At 69.0% G+C, this 22098-nt stretch carries 20 protein-coding genes; 18 read left to right on the forward strand and 2 right to left on the reverse strand.

The genetic code is table 11. The annotated features are described in order from the left end of the window. Window positions 1-38 precede the first annotated feature (38 nt). From kduD to ACQZ13_RS08035, 18 genes are all read left to right on the forward strand, one after another. The gene (gene kduD / locus ACQZ13_RS07950) at window positions 39-800 is read left to right on the forward strand and encodes a 2-dehydro-3-deoxy-D-gluconate 5-dehydrogenase KduD (protein ID WP_431050841.1); all 762 of its coding nucleotides are present in this window, start codon (window positions 39-41) and stop codon (window positions 798-800) included. A 158-nt stretch (window positions 801-958) separates the two neighbouring features. Further along, window positions 959-1828, forward strand: a complete 870-nt coding sequence (locus tag ACQZ13_RS07955; protein WP_431050843.1) for a carbohydrate ABC transporter permease — start codon at window positions 959-961, stop codon at window positions 1826-1828. Then, window positions 1825-2796 (forward strand): carbohydrate ABC transporter permease, encoded by a 972-nt coding sequence (locus tag ACQZ13_RS07960; protein WP_431050845.1) that lies wholly within the window; start codon window positions 1825-1827, stop codon window positions 2794-2796. The genes ACQZ13_RS07955 and ACQZ13_RS07960 overlap by 4 nt, the downstream gene beginning before the upstream one ends. 4 nt (window positions 2797-2800) lie before the next feature. Continuing rightward, window positions 2801-4009 (forward strand): ABC transporter ATP-binding protein, encoded by a 1209-nt coding sequence (locus ACQZ13_RS07965; RefSeq protein WP_431050847.1) that lies wholly within the window; start codon window positions 2801-2803, stop codon window positions 4007-4009. After that, complete coding sequence (locus ACQZ13_RS07970; protein WP_431050849.1) at window positions 4006-5346, forward strand: ABC transporter substrate-binding protein; 1341 nt, start codon at window positions 4006-4008, stop codon at window positions 5344-5346. The genes ACQZ13_RS07965 and ACQZ13_RS07970 overlap by 4 nt, the downstream gene beginning before the upstream one ends. A gap of 8 nt (window positions 5347-5354) precedes the next feature. Next, entirely contained in the window at window positions 5355-6506 is a 1152-nt protein-coding gene (locus ACQZ13_RS07975) for an oligogalacturonate lyase family protein (protein ID WP_431050851.1), read from the forward strand. Between the two features lie 29 nt (window positions 6507-6535). Next, on the forward strand, window positions 6536-8911 hold the full coding sequence (locus tag ACQZ13_RS07980; RefSeq protein WP_431050853.1) for a pectinesterase family protein: 2376 nt from the start codon (window positions 6536-6538) through the stop codon (window positions 8909-8911). Window positions 8912-8940: 29 nt separating this feature from the next. After that, window positions 8941-9747 carry a DNA-binding transcriptional regulator KdgR gene (gene kdgR / locus ACQZ13_RS07985; RefSeq protein WP_431050855.1) on the forward strand — a complete coding sequence of 269 codons (807 nt, stop codon included), beginning with the start codon at window positions 8941-8943 and terminating at the stop codon, window positions 9745-9747. Window positions 9748-9909: 162 nt separating this feature from the next. Then, entirely contained in the window at window positions 9910-10656 is a 747-nt protein-coding gene (locus ACQZ13_RS07990) for a FadR/GntR family transcriptional regulator (protein ID WP_088403275.1), read from the forward strand. Between the two features lie 314 nt (window positions 10657-10970). Continuing rightward, a complete protein-coding gene (locus ACQZ13_RS07995; protein ID WP_088403278.1) occupies window positions 10971-11966 on the forward strand; it encodes a Bug family tripartite tricarboxylate transporter substrate binding protein in 996 nt (331 codons plus the stop codon). A gap of 115 nt (window positions 11967-12081) precedes the next feature. Continuing rightward, window positions 12082-13368, forward strand: coding sequence for an enolase C-terminal domain-like protein (locus tag ACQZ13_RS08000; RefSeq protein ID WP_431053162.1), 1287 nt, complete (start codon window positions 12082-12084; stop codon window positions 13366-13368). Between the two features lie 32 nt (window positions 13369-13400). After that, window positions 13401-14396, forward strand: coding sequence for a Bug family tripartite tricarboxylate transporter substrate binding protein (locus ACQZ13_RS08005; RefSeq protein WP_431050858.1), 996 nt, complete (start codon window positions 13401-13403; stop codon window positions 14394-14396). Window positions 14397-14488: 92 nt separating this feature from the next. After that, entirely contained in the window at window positions 14489-15274 is a 786-nt protein-coding gene (garL, locus tag ACQZ13_RS08010; protein ID WP_431050860.1) for a 2-dehydro-3-deoxyglucarate aldolase, read from the forward strand. After that, window positions 15270-16205, forward strand: coding sequence for a 2-hydroxy-3-oxopropionate reductase (locus ACQZ13_RS08015; protein ID WP_431053164.1), 936 nt, complete (start codon window positions 15270-15272; stop codon window positions 16203-16205). The genes garL and ACQZ13_RS08015 overlap by 5 nt, the downstream gene beginning before the upstream one ends. A 27-nt stretch (window positions 16206-16232) precedes the next feature. Continuing rightward, on the forward strand, window positions 16233-17558 hold the full coding sequence (locus ACQZ13_RS08020) for a glycerate kinase type-2 family protein (protein WP_431050862.1): 1326 nt from the start codon (window positions 16233-16235) through the stop codon (window positions 17556-17558). A 123-nt stretch (window positions 17559-17681) separates the two neighbouring features. Further along, window positions 17682-18476, forward strand: a complete 795-nt coding sequence (locus ACQZ13_RS08025; protein WP_431050864.1) for a Crp/Fnr family transcriptional regulator — start codon at window positions 17682-17684, stop codon at window positions 18474-18476. 50 nt (window positions 18477-18526) lie between these two features. Beyond that, entirely contained in the window at window positions 18527-19390 is an 864-nt protein-coding gene (locus tag ACQZ13_RS08030; protein WP_431050866.1) for an HDOD domain-containing protein, read from the forward strand. Window positions 19391-19448: 58 nt separating this feature from the next. After that, window positions 19449-19799 (forward strand): GFA family protein, encoded by a 351-nt coding sequence (locus ACQZ13_RS08035; protein WP_431050868.1) that lies wholly within the window; start codon window positions 19449-19451, stop codon window positions 19797-19799. A gap of 58 nt (window positions 19800-19857) precedes the next feature. Here the strand turns inward: ACQZ13_RS08035 and ACQZ13_RS08040 are convergent, their stop codons facing one another. Continuing rightward, window positions 19858-20265 carry a hypothetical protein gene (locus tag ACQZ13_RS08040; RefSeq protein ID WP_431050870.1) on the reverse strand — a complete coding sequence of 136 codons (408 nt, stop codon included), beginning with the start codon at window positions 20263-20265 and terminating at the stop codon, window positions 19858-19860. Window positions 20266-20586: 321 nt separating this feature from the next. Then, window positions 20587-21999 (reverse strand): carbohydrate-binding protein, encoded by a 1413-nt coding sequence (locus ACQZ13_RS08045; RefSeq protein WP_431050872.1) that lies wholly within the window; start codon window positions 21997-21999, stop codon window positions 20587-20589. Between the last annotated feature and the right edge of the window lie 99 nt (window positions 22000-22098).

The raw sequence follows: 22098 nt of genomic DNA on the forward strand, positions 1-22098 counted from the left end.
CGCGCCGCCCCGTCACGGACACCAAGGGAACGACAGACATGATCCTGGACAACTTCCAACTCGACGGCCGCGTGGCCATCGTCTCGGGCTGCAACACCGGCCTGGGGCAGGGGATGGCGGTCGCGCTGGCGCAGGCCGGCGCGCACATCGTCGGCGTCAACGTGTCCGACCCGGGGGAGACGCGCACCGAGGTCGAACGGCTGGGCCGCCGCTTCCTCGACCTGCGCGCCAACCTGGGCGACATCAGCTGCATCGAGGGCCTCGTCGCCGAGGCCAAGTCGCTGACCGGCCGCGTCGACATCCTGGTCAACAACGCCGGCATCATCCGCCGCGAGGACGCCATCCGCTTCAGCGAGAAGGACTGGGACGACGTCGTCGACCTCAACCTGAAGACGGTGTTCTTCTTCTCGCAGGCGGTGGCCCGGCAATACCTGGCCCAGGGCGGCGGCGGCAAGATCATCAACGTCGCCTCGATGCTGTCCTTCCAGGGCGGCGTGCGGGTGCCGTCGTACACGGCCAGCAAGAGCGGCGTGATGGGCATCACCCGGCTGATGGCCAACGAATGGGCGTCGCACGGCATCAACGTCAACGCGATCGCGCCCGGCTACATGGCCACCAACAACACCGCCGCGCTGCGCCAGGACGAGACGCGCAACGCCGCGATCCTCGATCGCATCCCGGCCGGGCGCTGGGGCAGTCCGGACGATCTCGCGGGACCGGTCGTGTTCCTCGCGTCGAAGGCCTCGGACTATGTGAACGGCTATACCGTCGCGGTCGACGGCGGCTGGCTGGCTCGATAACCCTGTAGGACGGTCGTCCCGACGGCCACACCATCACCTACGCGCTCGGTTCAACCAAGCGGAGCTCATGGACCGGCTCTGCCGGGCCATCGAACTCGCCCCCTTGAGGGGGCGCGCGCAGCGCGTAGGGGGGGAGACATATGTACGAGAACAAGCGCTTGGGCTTTCTGTTCGTCCTGCCGTTCGTGCTGGGCGTGCTGCTGTTCAAGCTTTTCCCCTTCGTGATGAGCTTCGCGCTCAGCTTCACGCAGTACGACCTGATCGATCCGCCGACCTTCGTCGGGCTGCGGAACTACGAGGAGCTCGCGACCGCGGATCCGCTGTTCCGCAAGTCGCTGGGCGTGACGCTGCTCTTCGCGCTGCTGGCGGTGCCGCTGCGCGTGGGCTTCGCGCTGTTCATCGCGCATGTGCTGAACTTCAAGCTGCGCGGCATCAACTTCTTCCGCGCCGCGTTCTACATCCCGTCCATCCTCGGCGGCTCGATCGCGGTGGCGGTGCTGTGGCGTTTCGTCTTCGCGCGCAACGGCCTCGTGAACCTGGTGCTGATGAAGCTGGGCATCGAGCCGATCGCGTGGCTGGCCGACGAGCACTACTCGATGTGGACCATCGTGCTGCTGTTCACGTGGCAGTTCGGCTCGGCGATGGTGATCTTCCTGGCGGCGCTGCAGAACGTGTCGATCTCGCTCTACGAGGCCGCCGAATGCGACGGCGCCAGCAAGATGCAGCAGTTCTGGAAGATCACGGTGCCGCTGATCACGCCGGTGATCTTCTTCAACGTGATCATGCAGATGGTGCACGCGTTCCAGGAGTTCAACGGTCCGTACATGATCACCGAAGGCGGCCCGCTGCACTCGACCTACGTGCTGGCGCTCTACATCTACGACCAGAGCTTCCGCTTCTTCAACCTGGGCTACGGCGCGGCGCTGTCGTGGGTGCTGTTCGCGCTGGTCGGCGGCCTCGCGGCGCTGTCCTTCTGGAGCTCGAAGTACTGGGTCTTCTACTCCGGCGAGAAGGAGACCAAGCGATGAGCCGTCCGCCCGAATCCGTCCCGGTGCGTGCGCATGTGAACTCGCCTCGGTCTTCCCAACTCCCTCTCCCGCTTGCGGGAGAGGGCGGGGGTGAGGGCAGCGGTCGTGGCAGTGCGCCGGCCCTGATCCTCGGCCGCGACCGCGGCAACCGCACGCTGCGCTATCTCGCGCTCGGCGCGGTGGCCATCGTGATGCTCTACCCGCTGCTCTGGCTGATCGGCGCCTCCTTCAAGAGCAACGCGGAGATCTTCAGCTCCGCCGGCTTCCTCCCGGACCGCCTCGATTTCAGCGCCTACGCCAAGGGCTGGAAGACCAGCACCGAGTACACCTTCGCGACCTACTTCCTCAACAGCTTCCTGATCACCATCCCGCGCATCATCGTCACGGTGATCTCCTGCGTGCTGGTCGCCTACGCCTTCGCACGTTTCGAGTTCTGGGGTCGCAAGCTGCTCTTCAGCATCATGATCGCCACGATGATGCTGCCGCTGATCGTGCTGCGTCTGCCGCAGTACCTGGTGTTCCGCGAGATCGGCTGGCTGGACTCCTACCTGCCGCTGATCGTGCCCTCGGCCTTCGCGACGGACACCTTCTTCGTGTTCATGCTGGTGCAGTTCCTGCGCGGCATCCCGCGCGACATGGAAGAGGCCGCGCAGATCGACGGTTGCAACTCGCTGCAGCTGCTCTGGCACATCATCGTGCCGCTGCTCAAGCCGGCCATCATTTCCGTGGTCGTCTTCCAGTTCATCTGGACGATGAACGACTTCATGGGCCCGCTGATCTACCTCGCGTCGGTCGAGAAGTACCCCGTCTCCCTCGCGCTGAAGATGAGCATCGGCGCGACCGAGGAGGTCGAATGGGCCAACGTGATCGCGATCTCGGTGGTGGCGCTGATCCCGTCGGTGGCGGTGTTCTTCGCGGCGCAGAAGCATTTCATCGAGGGCGCGACGTCCTCCGGAGTCAAGGGTTGACGACATGGCAAGACTGAGCCTCAACAAGATCGAGAAGGTGTACCCCAACGGTTTCAAGGCCGTGCACGGGGTGGACCTGGAAGTGCGGGACGGCGAGTTCATGGTCTTCGTCGGCCCGTCGGGCTGCGCGAAGTCGACGCTGCTGCGGATGATCGCGGGGCTGGAAAGCATCACCGGCGGTGAGCTGCGCATCGGCGACCGCGCCGTCAACGCGCTGCCGCCCAAGCAGCGCGGCATCGCGATGGTGTTCCAGAACTACGCGCTGTATCCGCACATGAAGGTCTACGACAACCTGGCCTTCGGCCTGAAGCTGGCCGGCACGCCGAAGACGGAGCTCGACCAGCGCGTGCGCCACGCCGCGGGTCTGCTGGAGATGGAGCATCTGCTCGACCGCTACCCGAAGCAGCTCTCCGGCGGTCAGGCGCAGCGCGTCGCGGTGGGCCGGGCGATCGTGAAGAAGCCGGACGTGTTCCTCTTCGACGAGCCGCTGTCCAACCTCGACGCCAAGCTGCGCGCCGCGATGCGCGTGCGGCTCACCGAACTCCACCGCACCCTGCGCGAGAGCCGCCAGCCGGCCACGACGGTCTATGTCACCCACGACCAGGTCGAGGCGATGACCATGGGCGAGCGCATCTGCGTGCTCAAGGACGGCGTGATCCAGCAGGTCGATACGCCGACGGCGCTGTACGACCGGCCGGCGAATGCCTTCGTGGCGGGCTTCATCGGTTCGCCCGAGATGAACCTGCTGGCGGGGCGGCTGCTGGCGACGGACAACGGCCTGGCCGTCGAGGTCGGCGGGGCGAAGCTGCCGCTGCCGGCGGAGAAGACGGCCGGCGTCACGTCGCTGCCGCGTCTGGCGGACGCCGCGGTGACCTTCGGTCTGCGGCCCGAGCACATCGGCCTCGCGCCGCGCGCGCAGGGCGACAGCGTGCCGGTCTCCGCGCGGATCCGCTTCACTGAACACATGGGCTCGGAGGTCTATCTGCATGCGGATCTCGGGCCGCTGCCGATCTCCGCGCGTATCCCCGCCGAGCAGGCGGTGGCGCTGAGCGGCCTCGCCCGCGGCGACGCCGTGACGCTGCATCTGCAGATGTCGGCGTGCCACCTGTTCGACGCGACGAGCGGGCTGAACCTGCTGACGATGCCGGCCTCGTCTTCATCCTCGACGTCCTCGACGGCGGCGTCGACCTCGACCTCCGGGACCTACGCATGAGCCTGCCGCGACGACAGCTGCTGGGCATCGCCGCGGGATCGGCCGCGGTCGCCGCGACCGCGGGCGTGACGGCGGCGCTGACCGCGTCGGGCCTGCGCGCGCAGGACAAGCCCACCGTGCTGCGCTTCGCCTGGTGGGGCGGCGCCGGCCGGCACGAGGCGACGCTGAAGGCGCTCGCGCTCTTCGAGCGCCGCCACGGCGTGCGCGTGAAGGCCGAGTACATGGGCTTCAACGGTTATCTGGAGCGGCTGACGACGCAGATCGCCGGCGGCTCCGAGCCCGAGGTGATGCAGATCAACTGGGCGTGGATGGCGATGTTCAGCAAGCGGGGCAACGGCTTCGCGGATCTGAACCGCCATGCGGGGCTGCTGGACCTCGCGCAGTTCGATCGCGACGACCTCGCCTACGGCGACGTCGCCGGCAAGCTGAACGCGCTGCCGGTCTCGTTCAGCGCGCGGGTCATGTTGTGGAACCAGGCGGCGTTCGAGCGCGCCGGCCTCGCGCTGCCGACCACCTGGGACGAACTCTTCGCCACGGGCCCGGCGTTCCGGCGGATCCTCGGCGAGGACGCCTATCCGCTCGACGGCGAGCTCTACGACATGATGCTGCTCTCGCAGGCCTGGGTGCAGCAGCGGCACGGCACGGCCTACGTCGATCCCGCGCAGCCGCGCGTGGCGATGAACGAGGCCGCTGCGCTCGACTGGGTGCGCACCTACAAGCGGCTGGTCACCGACCATGTCGCAACGCCGCTGCCGCTGCGCGCGAGTCTCGGCGGCGCCGAGAAGCCGACCGAGCAGCAGCCCGACTGGGTGGTCGGCCGCTGGGCCGGCAACTACACGTGGGACTCGGTCATCGCGCTGCGCGCGTCCACGCTGGACAAGCAGCAGAAGCTGGTGCTCGGCGAATTCCCGACGCTGCCCGGCGCGCTCGACAGCGGCATGTTCGGCCGCCCCACGGTGATGTACGCGGTGAGCCGTCATGCGGAGAAGAACGGTCGCGCCGAGATGGCGGCCAGGCTCGTCAACTTCCTGCTGACGGATCCGGAGGCCGCGGCGCTGCTCGGCCGCACGCGCGGCCTGCCTTCGGCGCGCGGTCCCTACGAGCAGTTGAAGGCGGCGGGCAAGCTGCCGCCGCTCGAAGTCGCCGCGCACGAGCAGATCAAGGTGCAGCGCGAATCGGGCCGGCTCAAGCGCCCGGCGCCGCTGTTCGAGCACGCGCGGCTGCACAAGTTCATGCGCGAGGTCTTCGAGACCGTCGCCTACAACAAGACCAGCGACGCCGATGCCGCCCGCCGCCTGGTCACGGAAGGCCAGGCCTTGCTGCAACGGATCAAGTGAAAGCCATCATGAAAGCCAACGAACGACAGCTCCATTTCGTCACCCGCGAGGATCCGGATACCGGCGCGCGCGTCACGCGGCTGACGCCCACAGACGTCACTTGCCATCGCAACTACTTCTATCAGAAGTGTTTCACCAACGATGGATCCAAGCTGATCTTCGGCGCGGAGTTCGGGCCGGGCACGAGCTGGAACTACCACCTGCTTGATCTGAAGACGCAAGTGGCGACGCAGCTCACCGACCAGCCGGGCGAGAACACCTTCGGCGGCTTCCTCAGCCCCGACGATAGGCATCTCTACTTCGTCCGCGCGGAGCGGCAGTTGATCCGCCTGTCCATGCGCGATCTGGGTGAGGAGGTCGTCTACACCGTGCCCGAGGGCTGGGTCGGTTACGGCACCTGGGTGGCGAATTCGGCCTGCACGAAGATGGTCGGCATCGAGATCGCTGCGAGCGACTGGTTCCCGCTCAGCGACTGGCAGAAGTTCCACCAGATGTTCCATGCGAAGCCGCGCTGCCGCCTGATCCGCATCGACCTGGCGACGGGCGCGCGCGAGGTGATCCTCGAACAGCAGGGCTGGCTGGGCCATCCGCAATACCGGCCGGGCGACGACCACACCGTCGCGTACTGCCACGAAGGGCCGCACGACCTCGTCGATGCGCGCATGTGGTTCATCGACGAGGACGGCCGCAACGTCCGCTGCGGCCGCCGCCACGATCCGGGCGAGAGCTGCACCCACGAGTTCTGGGTGCCGGACGGCTCCGCGATGATCTACGTCTCCTACCTGAAGGGCCAGCGCGACCGGTGGATCTGCTCGCTCGATCCGGTGACGCTCGAATCGAAGCGCCTGACGCGCATGCCGCCGTGCTCGCACCTGATGAGCAACCAGGACGGGACGCTGCTGATCGGCGACGGCTGCGATTCGCCGGCCGACGTCGCCGACACCGGCAGCCACCAGATCGCGACCGATCCCTTCCTGCACGTCTTCGACCTGAAGGCCGGCACCGAGCGGCGCGTCGCGCGGCACGACAGCTCGTGGCGCGTCTACAAGGGCAACCGGCAGGTCACGCATCCGCATCCGTCGTTCACGCCGGATGAGAAGCAGGTCCTCTTCAGCGCCGACGCCGAGGGCGAGCCGGCGCTGTATCTGGCGGACCTGTGATGCAGCGACGGCGGGGCAGGCGGCCAGGGATGCGGGGCGCGGTCGTGACGGCGGGTGCGCTCCTCGCGGTGTGGTCCGGCCCCGCCGCGGCGACGTCGGTCACCCCTGTTCCGGAACGTCCGCAACTCACGGACGCCCAGGCGTCGTCGGCGACCGCGGCCGCCTACCTCGGCGACTGGCAGCCGGCACCGCTGGATCCGTCGCAGTGGACGCCGACCTTCGTCGTCGCCGAGGACGGCAGCGGCACGCACCGCACGGTGCAGGCGGCGATCGACGCGCTGCCCGCCAGGGCGGCGGGAGCGACCCCGCGTGCGTATGTGCTGGTGAAGCCCGGCACCTACCGCGAGCCGCTGTGCGTCCAAGGCAAGGCGCCGTTCACGCTGTACGGCGCGGGATCGCCTTCCGAGGTCGTGATCGTCGAAGGCCGCTACAACGCGATGCCGAAGGCGAAAGGCGATGCCGCGCATCGCTGCATGCCGCTGCTGGATGCCGAGTCCTACGGCACGTCGGGCAGCGCCAGCGTGATGCTGTTCAGCGACGACGTCCAACTCGCCCGCCTGACCATCGCGAACGATGCGATGGACCGCGTTCGTGATGGACAGGGCTATCTCGCTGGTGTCGGCGAAAGCGGCGGCGCGCAGGCCGTCGCGCTGATGACGCGTGGCGACCGGATCCAGCTGGAACAGGTACGGCTCATCGGGCATCAGGACACGTTCTATGTGGAACGGGAAAACGACGGGACGCGTGAGGCGCGCGTGCTCGCGCGTCGCACGGAGATCCGAGGCGATGTCGACTTCATCTTCGGCGGCGCGACGCTGGTCATCGACGACAGCCTGATCGTCAGCCGCGCCGGTCGCCGTGTGCCGGGCCACGGCGGCCACGTGATCGCCCCCAGCACACCCAACGCGCTGGCGCGCGGTTTCCTGATCCAGGATTCGCGCTGGCTGGCCGAGCCCGGCGTTGCGCCGGCGAGCATCAGCCTGGGCCGCGCCTGGGACCGCGGCGTCGCCCGCGGCGAATGGCGCGCGTCGCCGTCGATCCCGAACGGGCAGGCGGTGCTGCGCGGCAACCTGCTCGGACCGCACCTGGCGCCGTGGTCCGCGTCGACCTCGCGACGTCCGTTCAGTGCCGTCGGCGAGTCGGCCAACCGCATGGCCGAGTACCGCAACGTCACGTTGCCTGACGCGGTGCCGGTCGCCGCGTTCGACGCGGTCGCGTCGGGCGACGGCTGGGCCTCGATGAACGGCGGCACGATCGGCGGCGCAAGGGCGAAGCCCGAGGCGGTCCGCGTCGTGCGCACGCGCGCGGAGCTCGATGCGGCGATCGCGCTCGGCGACACGCCCAAGCTGATCGCGCTCGCGGCGCGCATCGACCTCGCCGCGGATGCGTCCGGACGGCGCCTGGGCATGGACGACTTCCGCGATCCCGCCTTCGACTTCGACGCCTTCGTCAAGCAATACGACCCGGCGACCTGGGGTCGTCTCGATCCCTCGGGGCCGCTCGAAGAGGCGCGCAAACGCTCGGCGAAGCGGCAGGCCGCGCAGGTCGTCGTCAAGGTGCCGTCGAACACGACGATCGTCGGCATCACGCCCGACGCCGGCTTCGACGGCGGCTCGCTGATGCTCGACAAGGTCTCGCAGGTGATCCTGCGCAACCTGCGCTTCTCCGATGCCTACGACTTCTTCCCCGCCTGGGATCCCAACGACAACGGCCACGGCGAGTGGAACTCCGAGTACGACACCGTCTCCCTGCGCGAAGCCACGCAGGTGTGGATCGACCACTGCGCCTTCGACGACGGCGAACGGCCCGATCCGCGCGAGCCGATCGCGCTCGGCCAGCGCATGCAGCGCCACGACGGGCTGCTCGACATCACGCGGCGGTCCGACTTCGTGACCGTGTCCTGGAACGTCTTCCGCCGGCACGACAAGACGATGCTGATCGGCGGCAGCGACGGCCATCGCGACGATCGCGGCCACCTGCGCGTGACGCTGCACCATAACCTCTGGGAGCAGCTCAAGGAGCGCACGCCGCGCGTGCGCTACGGCCCGGTGCACGTCGCCAACAACCTCTTTGTCGCGACGGCCGGGGGCGACTATCCCTACGGCTACTCGATCGGCGTGGGCATCGCCTCGCAGGTGCTGGGCGAGGCCAACGCCTGGGAAGCGTCGGCGGGTATCGCGCCGGCGCGCATCGCGCGACTGCTCAAGGGCGATCGCTTCGAAGATCGCGGCTCGCGCTTCAACGGCGACCCCGTCGATCCGGCGGGCCTGCTGCGTGCCGCGAACCCTGACAAGGCTGTCGTCGGCGAGGCCGGCTGGACGCCGCCATACCGTCTGCCCATCGATGCTGCCGTCGATGTGCCCGCGCGGGTTCGCGCGGGCGCGGGGACGGGCCGGCTGTGGTGAAATCTCCCCTTTCCAGGAATACCTTGCGCATGGATGACGATCTGAACGATGGCAAGCAGCAGCCCGAATCCGTGGCCGCCGTGCTCAAGGTGTTCGCCATCCTGCAGGCCCTGTCAGAACGCAGTGATACCGGTATCTCGGAGCTGTCCGTGCGACTGGCCATGCCCAAGGCGACGGTCTACCGCTTCCTGCAGACGATGAAGACGCTGGGCTACGTCCGGCAGGAGACCGACAGCGAGCGCTACGGCCTGGCGATGAAGGTCTTCGAGATCGGCGCGAAGGCGCTGCAGTACCCGGACCTGGTCGACCTCTCCAAGCACCACATGCAGATGCTGGCCGACGCCACCGGCGAGACGGTGCACCTGGGCACGCTGATCGACAGCGAGATCATCTACGTCCACAAGGTCGATTCGAAGCACATGCTGGGCATGTACTCGCGCATCGGCCGCCGCGCGCCGCTGCACTGCACGGCGATCGGCAAGGTGCTGATGGCCTGGGAGCATCCGGAGCGCCGCGCCCGCGTGCTGGCCGGGGCCGAGTTCCAGCGCTTCCGCGACAAGACCATCACCGAGCCGGCGGCCTTCCAGGCCGAACTGGAGCGGGTGAAGGGGCAGGGCTTCGGCGAGGACCGCGAGGAATTCGACGACCACATCCGCTGCATCGGCGTGCCGATCTTCGACCGGCTGGGCCAGCCCATCGCCGGCATGAGCGTCAGCTTCCCGACCTTCCGCTACGACGACGCCAAGGCGCCCGAGGTCGTGGCGATGCTGCAGGCAGCCAGCCGGGACATCTCGGCGCGGCTCGGTTGCACGAAGTTTCCGCTGGACGCCGGCTGAGTCACTCAGCGAGGCCGTAGCGGGGACAATCCGCGTCCCGCCGACCTTGCGCGCCGGTCCTCCGGCGCCTTCCGAGGGCCTCCCACCACCCGCTGCATTGGCGCGACACCGCGATAACGCGGTTGTCGGGGAGGCCTATGTTGTCGTACAACTGACCCCGTGATGAATGCTTCGTTGACCCGTTCCCGACCGAAATCGCTGGCGCTCGGCCTTGTCCGCGCGCTGGAGGACCGGATCCGTGCGGGTGCGCTCGCCAACGGCGACAAGCTGCCGACCGAGGCGGCGATCATGGCCGAGTTCGAGGTCAGCCGGACGGTGGTCCGGGAGGCGATCTCCAAGCTGCAGGCGGCGGGGCTGGTCGAGACCCGGCACGGCATCGGGACCTTTGTCCTGGGGCTGGGGGAGGGCGGTCCGTTCCGGATCGGCGCCGAGCAGATGGCGACGCTGCACGACGTGGTGGCGGTGCTGGAGCTGCGCATCGGCATCGAGACCGAGGCGGCGGCGCTGGCCGCGCAGCGGCGCAGCGATGCGAACCTGAACAACATGCGCGCGGCGCTGTCGGCCTTCGCCGAGGCCGCGCTGGCGGGCCGCGATGCCGTGGCGGCGGACTTCCAGTTCCACCTGGAAATCGCCCGCGCGACGGGCAACCCGCACTTCGAACAGCTGATGGCGACGCTGGGGGCGCCGAGCATCCCGCGCGCACGTCTTGCGAGCCTGGCGGCCGCTGGCGATGAAGACCCGCTGGCGCAGCGCGACTACCTGCTGCGCGTGAACGCGGAGCACGAGAGCATTCTCGATGCGATCGCCGCGCGCGACACCGAGGCGGCCCGCGCCGCCATGCGGACGCACCTGGCGAACAGCCGCGAGCGGCGTCGGCGCGCGGCACTCGCGCTGCAGGACAAGCGCTAGGCCGAACAGGCTTCAGTTCCGCGCGAATGTCAGGCCCGAATCCAGCGAGCGCTGGTGGGGCCGGAAGGGTGCTTGGGGGTCCAGGAGGGAGCCCCCATGCTCCCTGGAGAGCCCGCGCCTGGCTTCTCGCAGGCATTGCCGGCAACCCGAGCCGATTACGCGTTTTTCCCGATCCCCGATGCGGACAGACCGCCTTGCCACCGGTTCAATCGAACTTGTATGATGACTGACAACAAGACCGCCAAAGCATCCCAGGGCTGAGTCCCGACGGTGCACCAAGAGCGGTTTCCACGGTTCCTTCCCGGAGACAAACCATGACCGTTCTGACCCGCCGCCTGGCCGTCAAAGTGGGTGCCGCCCTCGGCGCCGCCGTCCTGTCCACCTTCGCGGCCGGCCTGGCGCATGCCAGCGGCTTCCCTGACCGGCCGGTGACCATCGTGGTCCCGTTCCCCGCCGGCGGTTCCACGGACATGCTGGCCCGCGCCATGGGCGCCGAGCTGCAGAAGAAGTGGGGCCAGACCGTCATCGTCGACAACCGCCCCGGCGCCACCGGCACCCTCGGCACCACGCAGGTCAAGCGCGCCGCGCCCGACGGCTACACGCTGCTGGTGTCCTCGCTCGGCCCGTTCGTCATCGCGCCGCATCTCATCAAGGCCGTCCAGTACGACGCCCTCAAGGACATCGACCTGCTCACCGTCGCCATCCAGGCGCCCAACGTGCTGGTCGTGCCCGCCGCCTCGCCGCTGAAGAGCGTCAAGGACGTCGTCGACACGCTCAAGAAGGAACCCGGCAAGATGAGTTTCGCCTCGTCGGGCAACGGCTCCTCCGACCACCTCACCGCCGAGCTCTTCTGGCTGCAGACCGGCACCAACGGCCTGCACGTGCCGTACAAGGGCGGCGCCCCCGCCATCAGCGACCTGCTGGGCGCGCAGATCGACGCCTCGTTCCAGAACGTCAACGCGGTGCTGCCGCACATCCTCGGCGGCAAGCTGCGCGCGCTGGCCGTGACCGGCGACAAGCGCTCCGCCGTGCTGCCCAACGTGCCCACGCTGTCCGAGTCCGGCATCAAGGGCGCCGACGTCTATTCCTGGCAAGGCGTGGCCGCGCCCAAGGGCCTGCCGCCCGCCGTGCGCGCCCAGCTGCAGAAAGACATCGTCGCCGCGCTGCACGAGCCTTCGGTGAAGCAGAAGTTCACCGACATCGGCATCGAGACCGTCGCCAACACGCCCGATCAGGCGCAGGCCTTCCAGAAGACCGAGTTCGCGCGCTGGAAGCAGCTCATCGAGACCCGCAAGATCACCGCCGATTGATCGCCGTCGAAGGCCCTCGATCCGATTCCGACGCATTGACCAGGAGTTCCGCGTGAGCGCAAGCAGTCCCATCGTCACCTCCGCCCGCGCGATCCCGGTCGCCGGCCGCGACGGCATGCTCATGAACCTGAGCGGCGCGCATGCGCCGTTCTTCACCCGCAACCTGCTGATCCTCGAGGACAACGCCGGCCACGTCGGCATCGCCGAGATCCCCGGCGGCGAACCCATCCGCAAGACGCTGGAACAGGCCGGCGAGCTGCTTGTCGGCCAGCCGGTCGCGAAGTGGAACGCGCTGCTCGCGCAGGTGCGCGAGAAGTTCAAGAACCTGGACAGCGGCGGCCGCGGCCTGCAGACCTTCGATCTGCGGACCACCATCCACGTGCTCACCGCCGTCGAATGCGCGCTGCTGGACCTGCTGGGACAGCACCTGGGCGTGCCGGTGTGCGAGCTGCTCGGCGAAGGCAAGCAGCGCGACAGCGTCGCGATGCTGGGCTACCTGTTCTTCGTCGGCGACCGCACGAAGACGGGCCTGGCCTACAAGACGCCCGAGGACGAGGCCGGCAGCGACGCCGCGAGCGACGCCTGGCTGAAGGTCCGCCACCACGTCGCGATGACGCCGGAGACCATCGTCGAGCAGGCCGCCGCCGCGCAGGCGCGTTACGGCTTCAAGGACTTCAAGCTCAAGGGCGGCGTGCTGCGCGGCGAGGAAGAAGTCGAGGCGATCAAGGCGCTGAAGGCGCGCTTCCCCGACGCGCGCGTCACGCTCGATCCCAACGGCGGCTGGCTGCTGAAGGACGCGATCCGTCTGCTGCGCGATCTGGGCGGCGTGCTCGCCTACGCCGAGGATCCCTGCGGCGCCGAGGAAGGCTTCTCGGGCCGCGAGGTGATGGCCGAGTTCCGCCGCGCCACCGGCCTGCCGACGGCCACCAACATGGTCGCCACCGACTGGCGCCAGTTCACGCACGCGCTGAGCCTGCAGTCCGTCGACATCCCGCTGGCCGATCCGCACTTCTGGACGATGTCGGGCGCGGTCCGCGTCGCTCAGACCTGCCGCGACTTCGGCCTCACCTGGGGCTCGCATTCCAACAACCACTTCGACGTGTCGCTGGCGATGTTCACGCATGCCGCGGCCGCCGCGCCGGGTCGCCTCACCGCGATCGACACGCACTGGATCTGGCAGGACGGCCAGTTCCTGACCGAGAAGCCGCTGCAGATCGTCGATGGCGAGGTCGCCGTCCCGACCGCCCCCGGCCTGGGCGTCACGCTCGACATGAAGGCCGTGGAAGCGGCCCATCAGCTCTACCTGCAGCACGGCCTGGGCGCGCGCGACGACGCCATCGCCATGCAGCACCTGATCCCCGACTGGAAGTTCGATCCCAAGCGGCCCTGCATGGTGCGCTGAACGATCCCCCCGAACGAAACCTGGAGAGAGACATGCAAGATCAGAAGAAGTCGTTCCGCATCACCCGCCGTGCCGTCATCGCCGCGGCCGCCGTCGCCGCGGCGGCAGGTGTCGCCCCCGGCGCCTTCGCGCAGGCCGCCTGGCCCAGCAAGCCGCTGAAGATCATCGTCCCGTACACCCCGGGCGGTTCCTCGGACATCATCGCCCGCATCATCTCGCCGATGCTGGGCGAAGCGCTCAAGCAGACCGTCATCGTCGAGAACAAGCCCGGCGCCAGCGGCAACATGGGCGCCGACCAGACCGCCAAGGCCAACGACGGCTACACCATCATGCTGTGCGACGTCAGCGCGCTGGCCATCAGCCCGTCGCTGTACACCAAGCTCCCCTTCGATCCGTCCAAGGACCTGAAGGGCGTGGCGATGCTGGCGTACTCGCCGCACATGCTGGTGGTCCACCCGTCGGTGCCGGCCAACAACCTGAAGGAACTGGTCGAGCTGTCCAAGAAGTCCAAGATCGACTTCGCCGTCACCGCGATGGGCAGCGCGCCGCACCTGGCCGGCTACCAGGTCGCCAGCCTGACCGGCGCCAAGTGGGAATACATCCCGTACAAGGGCGGCTCGCAGGCCGTCACCGACACCATCGCCGGCCAGACGCAGGTGCTGATGAACGGCATGCTGGCGACGCTGCCCTTCGTGCAGCAGAACAAGCTCAAGGTCATCGGCGTGAGCAAGTCCACCCGCGTGCCGCTGCTGCCCAACGTGCCGACGCTGGCCGAGCAGGGCGCCACCGGCTTCGAGTCCGGCACCTGGCAGGGCATCCTGGCCCCGGCCAACATGCCCAAGGCCAACATCGACAAGCTGTCGGCCGCGCTGATCTCGATCATCCGCTCGCCGGAAGTCCGCGCGCGCCTGGCCGCGCAGGGCGCCGAAGTCAGCACCATGAACCCGGCCGAGATGGACACCTTCTTCAACGCCGAGCGCAAGAAGTGGGCGGGCGTCGTGGCCAAGAGCGGGCTGAAGCTCGATTGATCGCCGATGGCCGCATCGACGGCCGCATCGTGGGATGCGGGCGTGGGTGCGGCTGCGGATGCCCGTTTTGATTCAGACCTGAGGAGCCCGTCATGCCGACGCCGACCACGCCCTATTCCGCCTTCCCCAACACGCTGCGCCAGCGCCTGATCGCCGGCGAGCGCCTGATCGGCTGCTGGTGCTCGCTGGCCAGCCCGATCAGCACCGAGGTGCTGGGCCTGGCCGGCTTCGACTGGCTGCTGCTGGACGGCGAGCACTCGCCCAACGACGTCACCAGCTTCGTGCCGCAGCTGATGGCGCTCAAGGACAGCGTCAGCGCGCCGGTCGTGCGGCCGAGCACCAACCACGCCGTCGAGATCAAGCGGCTGTTGGACGCGGGCTTCTCCAACCTGCTGATCCCCTTCGTCGAGTCCGCCGAGCAGGCGCTCTACGCGGTGCAGGCCACGCGCTATCCGCCGCAGGGCTTCCGCGGCGTGTCGGTCTCGCAGCGCAACAACCGCTACGGCACGGTGCCGGGCTACTTCCAGGGCATCAACGAGCAGATCGCCGTGATCGTGCAGATCGAGAGCCCGGTCGGCGTCGCCGCGGTCGCGGAGATCGCCGCGGTGGACGGCGTGGACAGCGTCTTCATCGGACCGCAGGACCTGGCCGCGGGGTATGGCCACCTCGGCAACCCGAGCCATCCGGACGTGCAGGCGGCGATGGCGACGATCTTCGCGGCGTGCAAGGCGGCGGGGAAGCCGGTCGGCATCCTCGCGCCGGTGGAAGCCGACGCGCGCCGTTATCTGGACATGGGCGCGACGTTCGTCGCAGTGGGCAGCGATCTGGGCATCTTCCGCTCAGCCACGCAAGGCCTGCGCGACAAGTACAAGGATTGATTCAGGAGTATCTGCAATGAGCATCAAGATCGGTTTCATCGGGCTGGGCATCATGGGCGCGCCCATGGCGGTGCGTCTCGCGCAGGGCGGGCATCAGCTGTTCGTCCAGACGCGCAGCAAGGTCCGTGAGGAAGTGGCCGCCGCCGGCGCCACCGTCTGCGCCAGCGCGACGGAAGTGGCCGAGCAGGCCGACGTGATCTTCACGATGGTCCCGGACACGCCGGACGTCGAGCGCGTGCTGTTCGGCGAGGGCGGCATCGCCGCCGCGTTCGCCGGCGGCAAGGGCGCGGGCAAGACGGTCGTGGACATGAGCTCGATCTCGCCGATCGCGACCAAGGATTTCGCCGCACGCATCGAAGCACTCGGCGCCGAGTGGCTGGACGCCCCGGTCTCCGGCGGCGAGGTCGGCGCCAAGGCCGGCACGCTGTCCATCATGGTCGGCGGCAAGGAAGCGACCTTCGCGCGCATCAAGCCGCTGTTCGAGCTGATGGGCAAGAACATCACGCGGGTCGGCGACGCGAGCGCGGGTCAGGTCACCAAGGTCGCCAACCAGATCATCGTGGCGCTGAACATCGCCGCCGTGAGCGAGGCGCTGGTCTTCGCCTCCAAGGCCGGCGCCGATCCGGCCAAGGTGCGCGAGGCACTGATGGGCGGCTTCGCCTCCAGCCGCATCCTCGAGGTCCACGGCGAGCGCATGATCAAGCGCACCTTCAACCCCGGCTTCCGGATCGCGCTGCACCAGAAGGACCTGAACCTGGCGCTGCAGAGCGCCAAGGCGATGAGCGTGGCGCTGCCCAACACGTCCAACACCGCGCAGCTGATGCAGGCCGCCGCGGCGCAGGGCTGGGACCAGCTCGACCACTCGGCGCTGGTGCGCGCGCTGGAAGTGCTGGCCAACCACGAGGTCGGTAGCACTACGGACGCCGGCTGAGGGGACAGGTCTCCACAATCGACGGTCATGAGCCAGCCCATCGACGTTTCCGCCTCCTCGGCCGACCTGGTCGCCGATCCCCGCGCCCTGCTGAAGCACCTCTACCGCGTCGCGGTAGACCGTGCGCTGCCGGGCAAGATCCTGGCCAGCCACCTGCCGCCGCCGCCGAAAGGGCGGACGCTGGTGATCGGCGCGGGCAAGGGCGGCGGGTCGATGGCGCAGGCCTTCGAGGCCGCCTGGCCCGCGGGCGCGCCCATGACCGGGCTGGTCATCACGCGCTACGGGCACATTCCGCCGGATTACCGGCCGCGTCGCATCGAGATGGTCGAGGCCGCGCACCCGGTCCCGGACGCCGCCGGCGAGCGCGCCGCGGCCCGGATGATGCAGATGGTGCGCGACTTCAACCCGACCGCCGACGACCAGGTGATCTGCCTGATCTCGGGCGGCGGCTCGGCGTTGATGCCGCTGCCGGCGCCGGGACTGACGCTGGCCGACAAGCAGGCGGTCAACCGCGCGCTGCTGGCCAGCGGCGCCAACATCGTCGAGATGAACTGCGTGCGCAAGCACCTCAGCGGGATCAAGGGCGGGCGGCTGGCCGCGGCCTGCGCGCCGGCCAAGGTGCTGACGCTGATGATCTCCGACGTGCCGGGCGACGATCCGCAGGTGATCGCCTCCGGCCCGACGGTGCCCGATGCGAGCACCTGCGCCGAGGCGCTGGCGATCTGCCGCCGCTACCGCATCGCGCTGCCGCAGATCGCGGTCGACGCGCTGGAGCGCGGCGAATGGGAGACGCCCAAGCCCGGCGACAAGTGCTTCGACGGCCATGAGCAGCGCATCATCGCGGCGCCGCGCCAGAGTCTGCTCGCGGCCGCCGAAGCGGCGCGCGCGCTGGGCATCACCGCGCACGTGCTGTCCGACGAGATCGAGGGCGAGTCCCGCGAGGTCGGCCGCGTGCACGCAGCGCTGGCGCGCTCGGTGGCGCGGCACGGCGAGCCCTTCGCGAAACCCTGCCTGATCCTGTCCGGCGGCGAGACGACGGTGACGCTGATCCCGCAGCCGGGACGCGGCGGCCGTGCCGGCGAGTTCGTCCTCGGCTGCGCGATCGCGCTCGACGGCCAACCGGAGGTCTGGGGCCTGGCCGCGGACACGGACGGCATCGACGGCGTCGAGGACAACGCCGGCGCCTTCCTCAGCCCCAGCACCCTGGAGCGCGCCCGCGCGCTCGGGCTGAAGCCGGCGGACCTGCTGGCGGCCAACAACGGCTACGCGCTGTTCGAGGCGCTCGGCGATCTGCTGATCACCGGGCCGACGCAGACCAACGTCAACGACTTCCGCGCGCTGCTGATCCGTTGATATCCCCCGTCGATCCCCCCATGGAGCGAATCAAGGGGGAGATTGACCAGATGTTGACGCACCTCAAGGCAATTTCCGTCGAGGGCGAGGACAGTCCGGCATTCCCGGTTTTCGAGAACGCCCGTGATCGCCCATCTGTCCTCCGACCCCGAAGGATCCGCTGACCCCAGCGATCCCGCCGCTGCCTCCCGCTCCCCAGCCGCCATTGCGTCGGCGCCGTTCGCCACGGCCGCCAACGGCGGCGCGGCATTCCCTCCCGCCGGCACCGGTCTGATTCCCGGCCCCTCGCATCCGATCCCCTGGCGCGCGCTGCTCGGCGACGTGTTGCTCGACGGCGAGAGCTGGTCCGCGCTGGCCGGCATGACGCAGGTGCGTCGCTGCCAGGCCGGCGATCTGGCGATCCGTCGCGGCGACGCGGCCGTGGCCATGCTGGCGCTGTGCGAGGGCAAGGTCGCCGCGCGCGGTCCGCTGAGCGGGCCGCAGTGGCTGGACCTGCACACCGCCTGGCTGGAGGGGCGCTACGAGGAGGACGTGACCGTGGTCTCCGCCTCGGCGCAACTCATGGTCTGGCCGATGTCGGTGGCGACGATGTGGCTGCGCTCGCAGCCGCTGGTGCTGGAGGCGCTGGTGCGGGCCGTCTCCGCGCAGCAGCGCGACGCGCTGGACGCGATCCGCGGCCTGACGATGAAGGACGCCACCGGCCGCGTCGCGGCCTGGCTGCTGGCGCAGGCGGGCTCCTCGGAGGAACTGCAGCTCGCCGAGCGCAAGCGGGACGTGGCGGCGCAGCTGTCGATCTCGCCGGAGACGCTGTCGCGCACCCTGCGCCAGCTCGCCGATCGTGGCGTATTGGCGGTCCAGGGCTACCGCATCGGGCTGCTGGACCGGGTGGCGTTGCTGGCGCTGGCGCGCGGTCGCTGAGCGGCATAGACTCGTCGCCACACTTTCCGTTGCGTCCCAAGGAGGCCAATGTGACGACCGCCAGCGTGACCCCCGCCGCCGCCACCGTTCCCAACGCGGAACGATTCTTCGGGGGGCACGCCAGCCTCCCGGTGATGCCCGAGGTCGGACGCAAGCTGCTGCGCAGCCTGGACGACGACGGCGTCTCCGTCGGCCAGATCGCCGAGCTGATCGGCAAGGACTCGACACTCGCGGCCAAGGTGCTGCGGCTGGCCAACTCGGCGCGCTACAGCCCGTCGCACACCATCAGCACGCTGCAGGACGCGGCGATGGCGCTGGGCCTGGAGACGCTGCGCAACCTCGCGATGGCGGCCAGCCTGACGGGCACCTTCCCCGACGTGAAGGGCCTGGACCGCCAGCGCTTCTGGCGCCACAGCATGCGCACGGCCGGCTATGCGCGGCTGCTGGCCAAGCTGCTGCAGGGCGATGCGGACACCGCCTACCTCGCCGGCCTCATGCTGCGCACCGGCCAGCTGATGATGGCGATGACCGAGCCGGACCAGGTCGCCGACGTGGAGTCCCACGCGGGCGAGCCGGGCAGCCGCTTCTCGCTGGAGTCCAGCCGCTTCGGCTGCACGCACGCCGACGTGACGGCGGCGCTGGCGGCGCACTGGCACTTCCCGGCCGATCTGGTCGAGGCCTTCAAGGACGCGAACGTGCCGCTGGAGGTCAAGCCCTTCTCGATGCTCGCCGCGATCCTGCACCTGGCCGAGGTCATCGCGGACGCCTGCGACCAGAACGCCGACCGCATCGCCGCGCTGACGACCGCGGTGCCGGAACTGGTGGAGCATCTCCACCTGGACCTCGACTTCCTGCGCCTGCGCCTGGATGCCTGCGGAGATCCGGGACAGGACGTGGAACTGATGCTCAAGTGAGGCCGCGTTGAGGTAAGGTCAGCCGCTTCACGCGCCGGACGAGCGCATCGGAGACGACATGACGACCTACCAGGGAAGCTGCCACTGCGGACGCGTGGCCTACGAGGTGGACGGCGAGATCGACGGCGCGATGGCCTGCAACTGCTCGATGTGCCAGCGCAAGGGCTCGTTGCTGTGGTTCGTGCCGCGCGCGCAGTTCCGGTTGAAGACCGACGACGCGGCGGCGTCCACCTACGTGTTCAACAAGCACGCGATCAAGCACCGCTTCTGCGCGGTGTGCGGGATCCATCCCTATGCCGAGGGCACGGATCCGAAGGGTAACGCGATGGCGGCGATCAACGTCCGCTGCCTTGAAGGCATCGATCTGGACAGCGTTCCGGTCACGCATTACAACGGCAGGGACGCCTGAGGCCGAGCGGGTCCGCAGGCGGCGAAGCGAAGCACGACGAAGCCGTCTTGCCGGCAATTCACTTCGTGCGCAGGTCCCGGCCGTAGACCTCGAGCGTTTCGTCGAAGCGCGTGCAGTGGATCGGCTTGCGGGTCGGCGCGACATCGCGGTCGTACCGTCCCTGGAACCGGGCCAGCAGCAACATGGACGCCTCGGACGCGCGTTCGCGCGGCAGGGCGCCGGTGGCGACAGCGGCGTCTTCGATGGCCCTCATCGAACGATCGAAGACGGACTTGTGCCGCGTCTCCCACTTCATCAACGACTTGATCGCGGTCTTGTTGTGCGGCTCGCAGAACATCGCGTCGTTGCGGGCGCCGATGAGCAGCATCAGGTTGTTGGCCGCGTCCTCCTTCGTCAAGGCGTGAGCGGGCAAGGCGGCGCACAGGCCCAGGGCCAGCGCGGGGGCGAAGAGGAAGCGCGGTCGCATGGATCGATCCAGGTGAGGATGAGGGAGCGCGACGGTAGCGATGTGGGTGGTCGGCGTCAATGTGCGGTCAGTCATGTGGACTGCCGAGGCCGCCGGCCCTCACCCCCGCCCTCTCCCGCAAGCGGGAGAGGGAGTGAGAATGCACCGAGCTGACCGCTCGTTGCTGCTCCCGCCGACGGGCGCGGCTCCCTTCTTTCTCCCTCTCCCGCTTGCGGGAGAGGGCAGGGGTGAGGGGCGCGCGCAGCGCGCGGGGTCTAGGCAGTCATGCGGTCTCTTAGTCCTTCTCCCGCGAGCGGGAGAAGGTCCACGCTCAACCCACGCTCACAGCTTCGTGATCCGCACCCAGTTGAGGTTCCAGCCGCTGGCCGGCGCGTAGACGCCGAGCGCGTAGGTGCCGGCGTTCACGTTCACCGTGTGCGACACCGTCGTCCAGTTCTGCCAGCCGCCGGTTGCGGGGATCGCGACCTGGCCGAGCTGGATGGTGCCGGCGTTCAGGTCCAGCGACAGGCGCGCGCCGCTCGGGCTGGCGACGCGGTACTCGACGCGGTAGCTGCCGCTGGTCGGGAAGTTGACGTTGGCGTAGGCCATCCAATCGCCGGCGTCGATCCAGCCGACGTTGCGGCCGCCTTCGGTGCAGGCCTCGGTCTGCACGCCGCTCTGGCTGGTGAAGCTCTCCGCTTCGATCAGCTTGCTGGTCGTCGGCGGGGGCGTGGTGCCGCCGCCGATCTCCGAGCGGATCGCCGTCAGCAGGCTGTTGGCGCCGTTGGCGTCCTGCGCCAGCTCCCAGATCATCACGCCCGAACCCTGCTGCAGACCCAGGCGCGTCTTGGCCTTGATCGTCGGGATGCCGTTGTAGGTGATGTAGCCGCAGCTGGCGCACAGCGTGCCGACCAGGTCCTTCTGCGCCGCCGCCGCGCCGAACTGGTTGAGGATGTCGTTGAAGCCGTAGTCCGAGGCATAGCCGTTGAAGCCGTAGCCGTAGAACGGCACGCCCAGCACCAGCTTCTCCTTGGGCAGGCCGCGCGACTGCCAGGTCGCGACGTCGCGCTGCGCCTGCGCGTAGGACGAGTGCTCCTGACCGACCTGACCCCAGCTCGGTCCCACGTTGTCGTAGGACATGATGGTCACGAAGTCGAAGTGCGGGATCGAAGACACGGGCACCATCCCGCCTTCGTAGCTCGCCGTGGCCGCGGTCACCAGCTTGCCGGGCAGCGCGGCGCGCAGCGCCTGGATGAAGGGCGTGTAGTTGCCGGCGCGGTCGATGGCGGTCAGCAGGCTGCCTTCGATGTCGATGTCGGCGCCGTCCAGGCCGTAGGTGTTCACGAACTGCGCCAGGCTGTTGACCGTGGCCGCGCGGTTGCCCGGCTGCAGCAGCGTCTGCCAGTTGCCGGAGCAGCCGGGGATCCCGCCGCCGGCCACCGAGATCAGCACCTTCGCGCCGGCCGCGCGGGCCTTCTGCACCACGTACTGGATGTCGGCGCCGGAGGCGTCCATGCAGGTCGGGTTGCCGTTGCTGAGGAAGGCGCCGCTGGCGGACGGATTCGCGAAGGCCAGGTTGATGTGCGTGAGCTTGCTCAGGTCGGTGCGGTCGGCGACGGCGCGCAGGTTCTTCCACGCCGGGATGTAGCCGACCACCTTGGTCTGGGCGAGGGCGCTGGACGCCACGCCGCACAGGGCGAGCGCGGCCAGCAGGCCGGTGAGGACGGGACGGTGGATCGATCGGGACAGAGTCATCGGAGTCTCCCTTGGGGTTGAGGGATCGACCGGGCATCGCGCGACGTCGCGCGGCCTCGGGGTCGATCGCCGGCGATTCTGTGGCGTTTGGTGAAATCG

Origin of the sequence: Roseateles sp. L2-2, assembly GCF_050613215.1 — a bacterium.
In the GTDB taxonomy this organism is placed as follows: Bacteria; Pseudomonadota; Gammaproteobacteria; order Burkholderiales; family Burkholderiaceae_C; genus Roseateles; species Roseateles noduli.